At 61.6% G+C, this 11,890-nt stretch carries 11 protein-coding genes and 1 pseudogene; 5 read left to right on the top strand and 7 right to left on the bottom strand.

Translation table 11 applies throughout. The features are described from left to right. The coding region (locus EN991_RS08195; protein ID WP_127368548.1) for a substrate-binding domain-containing protein at window positions 1–1,281 on the top strand (1,281 nt) is incomplete at its 5' end. On the opposite strand, the gene mobA is transcribed toward EN991_RS08195, so the two are convergent. Together mobA and EN991_RS08185 are read right to left on the bottom strand one after the other, a co-directional pair. Then, a complete protein-coding gene (mobA, locus tag EN991_RS08190; RefSeq protein WP_164753851.1) occupies window positions 1,265–1,906 on the bottom strand; it encodes a molybdenum cofactor guanylyltransferase MobA in 642 nt (213 codons plus the stop codon). The genes EN991_RS08195 and mobA overlap by 17 nt on opposite strands. Next, the gene (locus EN991_RS08185) at window positions 1,896–2,789 is read right to left on the bottom strand and encodes a formate dehydrogenase accessory sulfurtransferase FdhD (protein WP_064994250.1); all 894 of its coding nucleotides are present in this window, start codon (window positions 2,787–2,789) and stop codon (window positions 1,896–1,898) included. The genes mobA and EN991_RS08185 overlap by 11 nt, the downstream gene beginning before the upstream one ends. Before the next feature lie 141 nt (window positions 2,790–2,930). On the opposite strand from EN991_RS08185, the gene glp reads away from it, so the two are divergent. The 4 genes from glp (at window position 2,931) to fdhF (ending at window position 9,125) form a co-directional block, all read left to right on the top strand. Then, window positions 2,931–4,187, top strand: a complete 1,257-nt coding sequence (glp, locus tag EN991_RS08180) for a gephyrin-like molybdotransferase Glp (RefSeq protein ID WP_127368547.1) — start codon at window positions 2,931–2,933, stop codon at window positions 4,185–4,187. 89 nt (window positions 4,188–4,276) lie between these two features. Next, on the top strand, window positions 4,277–4,516 hold the full coding sequence (locus EN991_RS08175) for a sulfurtransferase TusA family protein (protein ID WP_064994283.1): 240 nt from the start codon (window positions 4,277–4,279) through the stop codon (window positions 4,514–4,516). 146 nt (window positions 4,517–4,662) lie between these two features. Next, window positions 4,663–6,333, top strand: a complete 1,671-nt coding sequence (locus tag EN991_RS08170) for an NAD(P)H-dependent oxidoreductase subunit E (RefSeq protein WP_127365595.1) — start codon at window positions 4,663–4,665, stop codon at window positions 6,331–6,333. After that, entirely contained in the window at window positions 6,333–9,125 is a 2,793-nt protein-coding gene (fdhF, locus tag EN991_RS08165; protein ID WP_127368546.1) for a formate dehydrogenase subunit alpha, read from the top strand. The genes EN991_RS08170 and fdhF overlap by 1 nt, the downstream gene beginning before the upstream one ends. 396 nt (window positions 9,126–9,521) lie before the next feature. On the opposite strand, the gene EN991_RS08160 is transcribed toward fdhF, so the two are convergent. From EN991_RS08160 to EN991_RS40295, 5 genes and pseudogenes are all read right to left on the bottom strand, one after another. Beyond that, window positions 9,522–9,767: a DUF982 domain-containing protein gene (locus EN991_RS08160; RefSeq protein WP_127368545.1), complete on the bottom strand. Its 246-nt coding sequence runs from the start codon at window positions 9,765–9,767 to the stop codon at window positions 9,522–9,524. 240 nt (window positions 9,768–10,007) lie between these two features. After that, window positions 10,008–10,283: a hypothetical protein gene (locus EN991_RS08155; protein ID WP_127368544.1), complete on the bottom strand. Its 276-nt coding sequence runs from the start codon at window positions 10,281–10,283 to the stop codon at window positions 10,008–10,010. Between the two features lie 699 nt (window positions 10,284–10,982). Beyond that, on the bottom strand, window positions 10,983–11,126 hold the full coding sequence (locus EN991_RS39810; protein ID WP_164753852.1) for a hypothetical protein: 144 nt from the start codon (window positions 11,124–11,126) through the stop codon (window positions 10,983–10,985). 41 nt (window positions 11,127–11,167) lie between these two features. Further along, window positions 11,168–11,632: an Rrf2 family transcriptional regulator gene (locus EN991_RS08150; protein ID WP_064994256.1), complete on the bottom strand. Its 465-nt coding sequence runs from the start codon at window positions 11,630–11,632 to the stop codon at window positions 11,168–11,170. A gap of 47 nt (window positions 11,633–11,679) precedes the next feature. After that, window positions 11,680–11,890 (bottom strand): annotated as a pseudogene (locus EN991_RS40295) (preprotein translocase subunit TatC); the annotation flags it as partial.

Genomic DNA, 11,890 nt, shown 5'->3' with positions numbered 1-11,890 from the left:
GATGCCAACGGCCCGATCATCGCTGCGGCTGTCACTGAAAATGGCGGCGAGGCGCATTGTCTCGGCGCCTTTCCCGACGACGAGGCGAAACTTGAGAAGGCTATGCGCGAGGCGCTCGCCGCCCACGACGTGCTGATCCTGTCGGGCGGCACGTCCAAAGGGGCAGGGGATGTCACGCATCGCATTATCGGCCGACTGGGCAAGCCCGGTATCATCGCCCACGGCGTGGCACTGAAACCCGGAAAGCCACTTTGCCTGGCTGTGTGCGAGGGCAAGCCGGTCATCATCCTGCCGGGATTTCCGACCTCGGCCATGTTCACCTTCCATGACATGGTGGTACCCGCCCTGCGGCGCATGGCGGGGCTGCCGCCGCGCGTCGATACTCAGGTCACCGCAAGCCTTCCGTTGCGGATTCCTTCCGAACTCGGGCGGACCGAATTCGCCATGGTTTCCCTTGTGCAAGGGCAGGGAGGATTGACGGCCTATCCGACCGGCAAGGGCTCGGGAGCGATAACATCCTTTACCCAGGCGGACGGCTTCATCCGCATCGAGGCACTCGCCGATCACGTGCCTGCCGGTGCCGACGTGGCGGTGACGCTGTTCACGCCGCGGGTCCGCGTTCCCGACCTCGTCGTCATCGGCAGTCATTGCGTCGGCCTCGATCTGGTCGTTGGCGAACTTTCGCGCCGCGGGATTTCAGTGCGCTCGCTGCCTGTGGGAAGCCTGGGCGGTCTTGCAGCGGCCAAGCGCGGCGAGTGCGATCTCGCCCCCATCCATCTCTTCGACCCGAAGACGCGGATTTACAACGCGCCTTTCCTCGGTGACGGTCTCGAACTCGTGCCAGGCTGGCGGCGCATGCAAGGTTTGGTATTCCGCCAAGGGGACGAGCGTTTCGAGGGCCTCGGCGCGGAGGAGGCGGTCCGTGCGGCGCTCGCCGACCGCGATTGCATGATGGTCAACCGCAACCAAGGCTCGGGAACGCGCATCCTGATCGACCAGCTCCTCGGCGTGGAACGCCCGGACGGCTACTGGAATCAGCCGCGCTCGCACAATGCCGTCGCCGCGGCGGTGGCGCAAGAGCGCGCCGACTGGGGTGTCACCATCGCGCCCGTCGCGCGTGCGGCGGGGCTCGGTTTTATCGTGCTGACCGAAGAGCACTACGACTTCGCAATGATCTCTGCGCGAAAGGAACGGCCTTCGGTGCACGCATTCCTCGAGGCTCTCCGGACCGACGAGGTCCTTCTGGGCCTGGAGCGCGCTGGGTTCAGCCGGCCGGGTTAGCAGAAAGCAACGCGGCCAGGCGCTCAGCTTCGGCAAGATCCTCGACCGTGTTGGCGTTGAAGAACGGGTCCACCGGCTCGACGGGCCAGGATACGGTGGCAAGGCGCTGGCGGGCGGTCCACCGGTCAATCTTGCGGAGACCCTCGTTGGTCAACGCATGCCGCAATTCATCCCGCAGCGCGACTTTCCAGAGCCCGATGACCGGATGCGCCTGGCCGCCGGATGCCGCCACCGCCAAGTCTGCTTTCTCTGTGATGCGCGCCTGCTGGAGGCGTGCAACGAGGTCGCTCGGCAGGAAGGGACAATCGCCGGCAGCGCTGACCACCCATTCTACACCCGGCCTGTTCCCCGCCGTCCAATCGAGTGCGGCGAGTATGCCGGCAAGAGGTCCCGGATAGCTCTCGATCGTGTCGGCGGCAACGGGCAGGCCAAAGCGGGCGAAGCGAGCGGGGTCGCCATTGGCGTTAAGAACGAGCCCGTCGCATTGCGGCGCTAGCCGTTCGATGACATGCTCAAGCATCGTTCGTCCGCCGATCACACGCGTCGGCTTGTCTCCGCCGCCCATGCGCCGACCCAGACCGCCGGCGAGCACCACGCCCAGCGTTACGGTTCCCTCAGTCGTCATGCTCGGCACCCTTGCGGCGGTGGCGCGGCGCTTCCTCACCGACCGAAGCGAGGTCCTGGTCGAAGACGATCCGCTCCTGGCCCGAAAGCACGGTGAAGCGCTTGCCGCGCGCCCGGCCGACCAGCGTCAGCCCCACCTGGCGGGCCAGCGCCACGCCCCAGGCTGTGAAGCCGGAGCGCGAGATCAATATCGGAATGCCCATCCGTACCGTCTTGATCGTCATCTCGGAGGTCAGCCGCCCGGTCGTGTAGATGATCTTGTCTGCCGGATCGACGGTGTGGCGGTACATCCAGCCAGCGATCTTGTCGACGGCGTTATGGCGCCCGACGTCCTCCATATAGCAGATTGGCGTGCCCTCCCTGCAAAGGACGCAGCCATGAATCGCGCCTGCTTCCAGATAGAGCGACGGCGTGGTGTTGATCTTGCGCGTCAGCTCGTAGAGCCAGGAGGTGCGAAGCTCAGCGGGCGGAAGTGTGATGTCCTCGATCGCCTCCAACACGTCGCCGAACGCAGTGCCTTGGGCGCAACCCGAGGTCTGCGTCCGCTTTCTGAGCTTCTGCTCGTAGTCGGTGTTGCGCTCGGTGCGAACGACCACGACCTGCAGGTCTTCGTCATACTCGACATCCGTCACCACGTCGTCAGGCAGAAGCATGTTCTGGTTCAGCAGATAGCCAAGCGCAAGATATTCAGGGTAATCGTTGACCGTCATCATGGTGACGATCTCCTGCGCGTTGAGATAGAGCGTCAGGGCACGTTCTATCGGTACGCGGACCTCCACCGTCGCGCCTGTATGGTCGACGCCCGCGACCAACTCGGTCAGCCGTCGGTCTTGCGGGTCGGGTGTGATGATGGCGTGTTCGGGTTGGCGTCTCATCAAATGCATGGCAGTCTCCTGACGTCGTATTCTGGCTCGCCACTGCTCTGGCCTGATGTATCTTACAGGTGTTCAACCGAAGCTAATTAAAAAAAGCTCGGATTGATGCGATTGCTGCCAAGGCGGCACCCTCGTGCAATTGGAACATAAATGGCGCAAATCTCGGATGACTGCTTCGCTTTCGGCGGACCGATGCGGCCCATCGACGAGACCGCCGCGCTCATCGCCTCGAAACTGAGTGCTGTGCAGGAGGTCGAGGCGGTCTCGCTCGTGCTGGCGGATGGACGCTTCCTGGCGAGGAAGATGGTCGCACCGCTGCCGCTGCCACCCTTCACAAATTCCGCGGTCGATGGGTATGCCGTGCGAGGGGCCGACCTGCCGCAAACCGTCAAAACGGCGTTCGCCGTTGCCGGGAGGGTTCAGGCCGGCATGGCGCCGGATGAACCTGTGCTGCCCGGCCAAACGATGCGCATTTTCACTGGCGCTCCAATGCCCAAGGGGGCCGATACAGTGTTCATGCAGGAAGATGTGAGCGTGGACGGATCTGGCCGGGTCATTCTCCCGCCCGGCTTGAAAACGGGTGCCAATGTCCGTCCTATGGGTGAGGATGTCGCACTGGGTGAAGGCGTCCTCCCAGCCGGCCACCGGCTGCGGCCGCAAGATGTCGCGCTGGCCGCCGCATTGGGATTCATCGAACTCCAGGTCAAGCGCAGGATACGTGTCGCAGTGTTCTCGACCGGGGACGAAATCGTTGCGCCTGGAGACCTGCGCGGACCAGCGCAGCTTTTCGACTCGAACCGCTTCATGCTTACGGCAATGCTCGCTCGGCTCTGCTGCGACGTCACCGATCTCGGTATCCTGATGGATGACAGCCGCCTGATTGCCGAAAAGCTGCGCGAAGCGGCATCGAGCCATGACCTGATCCTGACTTCGGGCGGTGTGTCGACGGGCGAGGCCGACTGCGTGAAGGCCGCTGTCGAGAGCGCCGGAACCTTGGTGTTCTGGCGCGTCGCGATCAAGCCGGGCCGGCCCGTCGCCATGGGCGTGATCGATGGAATCCCGCTGATCGGACTTCCTGGCAATCCGGTGGCAAGCTTCGTCACCTTCGCCCATATTGCCCGCCCTGCGATCCTCGCCCTCGTCGGGGCGCGGCAGCAACCGCCGATCCCGATCGCTGTGCGGGCCGGCTTTTCTTACAGCAAGAAGCAGGGACGGCGCGAGTATGTACGAGCAAACGTGCACGCGACCGCGGATGGTTCCTACGAGGCGACGAAGTTCCCCCGAGAAGGCGCCGGACTGCTTTCATCTCTGGTCGCCACGGACGGTCTCGTCGAACTGGGTGAGGAGATAGTCCATGTCGAGCCGGGCCACACGGTCAACTTCCTCGCCTATTCCAGTCTTCTGTGACAGCCGTCCGGCCGCGCCAGAAGCAGGAGCCAAGACCCCAACGCTCCAATTGACGATGCCACGCCCCGTCGGGCATCATGCTGGCCATGATGACCACGACGAAGCTGGATCTGACCGGGCTTAAATGCCCCTTGCCCGCACTGAAGACGCGTAAGGCGCTGAAAGCCTTGAGGCCAGGCGATCGGCTCGAGGTTCACTGCACGGACCCACTGGCGGTCATCGACATACCAAATCTTCTCACTGAAATGGGAGAACGCCTTGAATCGACGGAACGCGACGACGATCGGATCGTGTTCGTGATCGAAAAAGCGCAAGCTGCGACGATCTGAAGGGTTGCACCACATCTCCCGCGGTTCCACGATATGACCTGGCAACGCCCAGCCTTGGTCGTGCAGGGAACATATCGTGCCTCATAGTCGACATCATGGTCCGCCGGATATCGTTACGAGGTAAGGGGCACGCGGGAGGCGAGCACATGACGATGCAGGAACAGCGGCGGCGTGATCGCGGACCAAAGGGCAGGCCGCTGGATGACGCCGCGCTCGCCGAGGTCCAGGCGCTGCTTGGCGCGCGCCAGCGACGGCGCGACTTGCTGATTGAATTCCTCCACCTTATCCAGGACCGATATGGCTGCCTGTCAGCGCGGCATTTGCGGGCGCTGGCACAAGATATGCGTTTGTCGCAGGCAGAGGTCTACGAGGTGGCGACGTTCTACGACCATTTCGACGTCGTGAAGGAAGGCGAGATGCCGCCGGCGCCGCTGACAATCCGTGTGTGCGATTCAGTGAGTTGCATGCTGGCAGGCGCCGAGACGCTCCTGGCCGAATTGCAAGCGGGCGCCGATCCGGCGATCAGGGTCATGCGCGCGCCCTGCATGGGCCGCTGCGCTGGCGCGCCGGCCGCACGTATCGGTAATCGCGAGGTCGACCAGGCAACTGCCGAGGCCCTGCTGCGCATGGCCGCGGCAGCGGAGACCGATGTAAGCATACCCGATTATGTGGGACTGGAGGCGTATCGCCAGGCAGGAGGCTACCAGCTTTTGCAGCAGGTACGGATTGGGACGCTGAACACAGACCAGCTCATCGCCACCCTGGGCGATGCGGGCTTGAGGGGCCTGGGCGGTGCTGGTTTCCCTGCCGGCAAGAAGTGGCAGATCGTGCGCTCCTATCCGGGCCCGCGCCTGATGTCGATCAATGGCGACGAGGGCGAGCCCGGCACCTTCAAGGACCGCATCTATCTCGAGCAAGATCCGCACCGTGCCTTTGAGGGTGCATTGATTGCAGCGCACGCGGTCGAGGCGGAACGGATCTATCTTTACATGCGTGACGAATACCCTGCGGTGCTCGCCATTCTTCGTCAGGAGATCGCCGCACTCGAAGCTACCGGCATCGTCAAGCCGGGGTTCATCGAACTCCGCCGCGGCGCTGGTGCGTATATCTGCGGCGAGGAGAGTGCGATGCTGGAAAGCATCGAGGGCAAGCGCGGCATGCCGCGCCACCGCCCCCCCTACATCGCCGAGGTCGGCCTGTTCGGACGACCGACGCTCAACCACAATGTCGAGACGCTCTGGTGGATCCGCGACATCGTCGAAAAGGGCGCGCAATGGTTCGCTACGCAGGGCAAGCCCGGCCACCCCGGCATCCGCTCATGGTCCGTTTCCGGCCGCGTGAAAAATCCCGGCGTCAAGCTGGCGCCGGCCGGCGTAACGGTACGCGAATTGATCAACGACTATTGCGGCGGCATGGCGGACGGTCATGAGTTCAAGGCCTATTTGCCGGGCGGCGCCTCAGGCGGTATCCTGCCAGCGACACTGGGCGACATTCCGCTCGATTTCGGCGGCGATCTGGCCAAGCAGGGCGCCTTCGTCGGCTCCCATGCTATCGTCGTGTTCTCGCGGGCCGACAATATAAAGCAGGTCACGCTCAATCTGATGAAATTCTTCAAGCATGAGAGCTGCGGGAAGTGTACGCCTTGTCGCGACGGGACCGAAAAGTTGGTGGCTCTCTTGCAGGAGCAGGGTCTGATGCCGGAAGACAAGATTCGCGACCTCGAAATGGTCATGCGCGATTCGTCGATCTGCGGCCTGGGCCAGGCAGCGCCCAATCCGGTCAATCATTTGCTGACGCATTTCCGGAGTGACCTCTGATGGCCGAGAGCACGGTATTCACCCTCGATGGGCAAACCGTAAGCGCCACCCCTGGCGAGACTATCTGGGATGTCGCCAAGCGCCAGGGTACAAAAATTCCGCATCTGTGCCATGTCGACATGCCGGGTTATCGTCCCGACGGCAATTGCCGCGCCTGCATGGTCGACATCGAAGGCGAGCGCGTGCTGGCTGCCTCCTGCGTTCGCCAGCCTTCTGCCGGCATGGTCGTGAAAACCGATACCGAACGCGCCCGCAAATCACGCGAGATGGTATTCGAGCTCCTCGCAAGCAACATGCGATCGGCGAGCGACGGTCCAGACAACCTGTCTGCGTTCTGGCAATGGGCCGGTTCGATGGGAATTTCGGGCAGCCGATACCGTTCCAAGTTCACCGAGGAGGGGCTAGCGCCAGAATTCGACATCACCAATCCGGCCATTGCCGTCAATCTCGACGCCTGCATCACCTGCGGCGCTTGCGTGCGCGCCTGCCGCGAGGTGCAGGTCAACGACGTGATCGGCATGGCCGAGCGCGGAAATCACTCGGTTCCTGTCTTCGATATGCACGACCCCATGGGCCTGTCGACCTGCGTCAGCTGCGGCGAATGCGTCCAGGCTTGCCCGACTGGTGCGCTCTACGAGAAATCGCTGATGGACGAAACCGGCAAGACCCGTGTCGTCCAAGCGTTCGACAAGCTTGTCGACACGGTCTGCCCGTTTTGCGGCGTCGGCTGCCAGACGCGCGTCGCCGTCAAGGACAATAAAATCGTCCAGGTCGACGGCCGCAATGGTCCGGCGAACGAGAACCGGCTCTGCGTCAAGGGCCGCTTTGGCTTCGACTATGTGATGTCGCCCGAACGGCTGACGAAGCCGCTGATCCGCCGCGACGATGCGCCGAAAGCCGGCGACATCGATCTGCGCGATGTCGACCCGCTCACCGTGTTCCGCGAGGCCACCTGGGAAGAAGCGCTGGAGCGCGCTGCCAGCGGGCTGAAGCGCATTCGCGACGACCATGGCGGCAACGCACTGGCCGGCTTCGGCTCCGCCAAGGGCTCGAACGAGGAGGCCTATCTCTTCCAGAAATTCGTTCGGCAGGCATTCGGGACCAACAATGTCGACCATTGCACCCGGCTCTGCCATGCCTCATCGGTGGCCGCTCTGATGGAGGGCGTTGGCTCTGGCGCGGTCTCGGCGCCTTTCATGGATGCCATGAAGGCCGAATGCGTGATCATCATCGGCGCGCGGCCGGCGACAAATCATCCAGTGGCGGCGACTTATTTTAAGCAAGCGGCAAAGCGCGGCACCAAGCTGATCGTGATAGACCCGCGCGGCCAGGAACTGATGCGCCACGCGACCTACAGCCTCCGCTTCAAGCCAGGCAGCGACGTGGCGATGCTGAACGCGCTGCTGCACGTCATCATCGACGAGAGGCTCTATGACCAGCAGTACATCCAGGCCAACGTCTCCGGCTTCGAGGCATTGAAGGCAAAGGTGAAGGATTTCTCGCCCGAGGCGATGGCTCCCGTCTGCGGCATCGAGGCCGGTGTGCTGCGCGATGTGGCACGCACCTATGCCAAGGCGGAGCGTTCGATGATCTTTTGGGGCATGGGCATTTCGCAGCACACCCACGGAACGGACAATTCGCGCTGCCTGATCGCGCTGGCGCTGATCACCGGCCATGTCGGGCGCGCCGGCACAGGGCTCCATCCGCTGCGCGGCCAGAACAACGTCCAGGGCGCCTCGGACGCGGGCCTCATCCCGATGTATTTCCCCGACTACAAATCGGTGGAGAATGCCGATATCCGCGGCCAGTACGAGAATTTCTGGGGCCAGGCGCTCGACCCCAAACGCGGCTTGACCGTCGTCGAGATCGTCGACGCGATCCATGACGGCGAGATCCGGGGCATGTACATTATGGGCGAGAACCCGGCCATGTCCGATCCCGACCAGAGCCATGCGCGCGCCGCACTCGCCAAGCTTGAGCATCTGGTAGTTCAGGACATCTTCCTGACCGAAACCGCATGGCACGCCGACGTGGTGCTCCCGGCCTCCGCGCATGCGGAGAAACTCGGCACCTACACCAACACAAACAGGCAGGTGCAGATCGGCCGACCCGCCGTCAACCTGCCCGGCGAGGCGCGGCAGGATCTCGATCTCATCATCGAGCTTGCCAGACGCATGGGGCTGGACTGGAACTACAAACACGTTTCGGATGTCTTCGGCGAAATGGCGCAAGTAATGCCGTCGCTGAAGCATATTTCCTGGGAGCGCATCGAACGCGAGGAGTCCGTCGTCTATCCTGCCGATGGTCCTGATGTTCCTGGCAACGAGATCGTCTTCACCACCGGGTTCCCGACCGCGGATGGCCGCGGGCGCATCGTGCCCGCCGACCTCCTGCCCCCCGACGAGGTGCCCGACGACGAATATCCTCTGGTGCTAACCACCGGGCGCTTGCTGGAGCACTGGCACACGGGCGCCATGACACGCCGCGCCGGGGTGCTCAACGCGATCGAGCCCTACGGCATTGCTGCGATGAATCCCTACGAGATCAGGCGCCGCGGCCTTGCGCAGGGGGACGTGATAAACGTAGAAACGCGGCGCGGCGTCGTCGAAGCCATTCTGCGGGCCGATCGAGAGGTCGCCGATGGCATGGTGTTCATGCCGTTCTGCTTTAACGAGAGCCCGGCCAACATGCTTACCAATCCTATGCTCGATCCTTACGGCAAGATCCCCGAGTTCAAATATTGTGCCGCGCGGATCGTGCCGGCATCGAGATCGGTCGAAGCTGCCGAATGATGTTGGAAACTGCCCGCTGACGTAGCTTGGTCGATGGCTGACTTGACGAATGCCATTTGCTCTACCGCCGCCGCATTGCCGGAGTCCGGAAGGCGCCAACCCACGTTGCAGGCCTTTGCGAAGATCGATAGATCGGAAAGCGCCGTTGCCGCCCAGACTCAGTCCACGCTTATTCCGAAGATACTCACTCGGCGTCCTCCTCATAGGTTTGTTTGGGCTGAAGGCGACGCGAGATGCATTCTAACGGAACGGTGCCGGCTTGCTTGCTTCAGTTTTCCGAGCGCCAGCCGAAGCACAGAAGCTCACCGCCGGCTTTCCGTTTTTCATTCTGAGTATGTAAGCAGGTCGACGCGTTCATGGGCGCTGAACCGCGGGGCAAGCTCTTGTCACCGCAACTCACCCGACCAACATGCGCGCTTCCCGCGCTGCTTCAATAAAAGCGTCTCTGGCGATGTCAGCCGGAACGTTGCCATTCAACGCCTGCTGGCATGCTCGTAGTGTAGATCGATGCTTGGCGCTTCCTTCGTTGCGCCACTTGTCGTTGAGCAAGTCAAAAGCCTCACGAGCGTTGGTAAGGTTTCGGATGTCGCCGCTGATGCCGGTGGCAACGGCTACAGGTTTGGAAAACCACGCTTCATACATGGGAAAGCCTCTGACGCGCACAGCTCACAACGCACGTCACAACACGGAGTTTCATCATCACGCATCACCGTCCCGCGAAAGCCGGGCTGTCTGAATATCGGTCGCGTCCGCTACTTTCAGCCTTCGGGAGGTATGCCAGGCGGGACCGTCCTAAAATGCCCCCCTGGGGTCGGCGGAGCCGCGTCCGTCGTAAAATGGCAGGTAATTGTGCCTGCCATTTTGATTCGCAAAAAGCCCCATTCAGTTGGCGCCGCCAAGTTGCTTGGTCATCTTGCAGAAATTGTCGTGATTTTTGGCTATGGCTTCGTCGCCACACTCCTTCATCATCCCGGCTCGGTCCTCGTCGTTCATCGCCATCCACGCGCTCCTGAAGTCGGCTTGCGATTTCAAGGTCTTCATGGTGGAGTCGGTGTGAAAGGGCGCCATTTTTGCCGGTTCGTCAAGCGCACCCGCAAATGCTACGCCAGCTACAGTTGTGAGAGCCGCCGCTCCCATGCAAAGTATTTTGATGCTCACGATCGTTTTCTCCTAACTGATTTGCGATCGCCTCACAACGATCGAGGTTAGGCTAAAGCTCAAGTCCTTCGTGAAGCAAATGAATTTTATGATTAAATATCTGCAGTTTCTATGTTGATCTCTTGCGCAGTTTATAGGGCTCAAAAAAAGATCAACTAGTGCCATTTATTCCAAAGTTCTTCTGGGTGGTGCGCGGGTATCCACCTGCTCGACAAATGAAGGCGAGCTTTGCGTCCCTGGCTCGACGGAGCAGCGATTGTGGCCCATCACCCTGTCGTTGTAAGATAAGCTACGCGTCCCACATAGGTGTTGCGTCGAGCGTTTCTCCCCATTCGTCGACGCGTTCCCCTCAGGAGGTATTTACCTTCAAACCTGGCCGGGCTTATCAGTCCGGCCTTTTTTAGCTCACGAACTCACTTCATCGAACTGAGGAGTCTCGGACCTGATTGTACTTAGACACCGACACCGATGGCGTACACAGTCCGGCCACGTACCGCCGTCGCAAACCTGGCGCCATATTGTCGCCTAATACGCGATTGTCTTCGGCGGACACCAGGCTCAAGTGGACTCTGTTCTGCGACAACATGTCCCCAGCGGCGACATCACGAGAGTGCCCGCGCCCTACATTGGCGTCACGCGGGCGCTTGACTGCACGAATGCTGCTGAACGATGTTCTAACACAGCGTCATGCGTCGCCAACTAGACAAACATCATGACGACAATCGCGCCGAGGACTATCAACACAAGCCCGCCAAGAAGCATTGGCAGCAGGCTGTTGTCGGGGTCGATACCGGAATCGATCTCTCTCGGTAACGGCTTTTCCTTCATCTTTGAGTCAGGCATGGGCGTCTCCATCGGAGCAAAACGGGCACGTAACGAAATAATCATGAGACGTTGTGCGCCGCACCGTTGCCAGCGGGTCTTTTCGGGCTGCCAAGGAAGTCCTTCGGCGCCAGCATGATGTCGGCCAGCGTATAGCGGTCCAGGGTGCTCTGGAACGAGGCAATCGCTTCACCAAACATCCCTGAAAGCTTGCAAGAGGCAGTTAGTACACATTGGTTTCCATCAGTCGCGAAACATTCAACCAGTGCGAAATCCGGCTCCGTCAACCGCACGACGTCGCCGATCCGGATCATCTCGGGCCGCTGTCCGAGAACAAGCCCGCCGGAACGGCCACGGATGGCTTTCAGATAGCCGCTGCGGGTGAGGGTATTGGCGACCTTGTTCAGGTGCGTCTTCGATATGTTGAAGGTGCGCGCAGCTTCCTCGATCGTGACCAGCCGGTCACCGGCGGAGGCGGCGTACATCAGCATTCGCAACGCGTAGTCTGAGAAGGCAGTCAGCCGCATGCATCTCTCCTGCTGTTGGCGCGAGAATCCTTACCAACCAGTCTGCATCAAAGGTCCTTCTCGACAATAGGTGCGAGGCCAATCGTGGTCTCACCGCGGTTGAAGGCAATCGCTAAACGGAAACTGTGCGCGATACGAAGCGCTCGGTCCATAAAGAGCGCTGCCACCTCGGGCGGGCAAATGCGGCGAACCGTTTTGCGAAACAACTTTAACCAGCGACGGAAATGCGTCTCGCCGAGGCCGGCTATAGCCAGGTGT

The organism is Mesorhizobium sp. M7A.F.Ca.US.005.03.2.1 (genome assembly GCF_003997795.1).
GTDB classification, from domain to species: domain Bacteria; phylum Pseudomonadota; class Alphaproteobacteria; order Rhizobiales; family Rhizobiaceae; genus Mesorhizobium; species Mesorhizobium ciceri.
Note: the sequence above shows the minus strand (reverse complement) of the source record. Positions and strands in the feature narration are given on the sequence as shown.

What these genes read in the sequence shown, in the direction of transcription:
- mobA (WP_164753851.1), bottom strand. Translation starts at nt 1,906, where the DNA reads ATGACGACTGAGGGAACCGTAACGCTGGGCGTGGTGCTCGCCGGCGGT.
- EN991_RS08160 (WP_127368545.1), bottom strand. Translation starts at nt 9,767, where the DNA reads ATGTATGAAGCGTGGTTTTCCAAACCTGTAGCCGTTGCCACCGGCATC.
- EN991_RS39810 (WP_164753852.1), bottom strand. Translation starts at nt 11,126, where the DNA reads ATGCCTGACTCAAAGATGAAGGAAAAGCCGTTACCGAGAGAGATCGAT.
- EN991_RS08175 (WP_064994283.1), top strand. Translation starts at nt 4,277, where the DNA reads ATGACCACGACGAAGCTGGATCTGACCGGGCTTAAATGCCCCTTGCCC.
- glp (WP_127368547.1), top strand. Translation starts at nt 2,931, where the DNA reads ATGGCGCAAATCTCGGATGACTGCTTCGCTTTCGGCGGACCGATGCGG.
- EN991_RS08150 (WP_064994256.1), bottom strand. Translation starts at nt 11,632, where the DNA reads ATGCGGCTGACTGCCTTCTCAGACTACGCGTTGCGAATGCTGATGTAC.
- fdhF (WP_127368546.1), top strand. Translation starts at nt 6,333, where the DNA reads ATGGCCGAGAGCACGGTATTCACCCTCGATGGGCAAACCGTAAGCGCC.
- EN991_RS08185 (WP_064994250.1), bottom strand. Translation starts at nt 2,789, where the DNA reads ATGCATTTGATGAGACGCCAACCCGAACACGCCATCATCACACCCGAC.
- EN991_RS08170 (WP_127365595.1), top strand. Translation starts at nt 4,663, where the DNA reads ATGACGATGCAGGAACAGCGGCGGCGTGATCGCGGACCAAAGGGCAGG.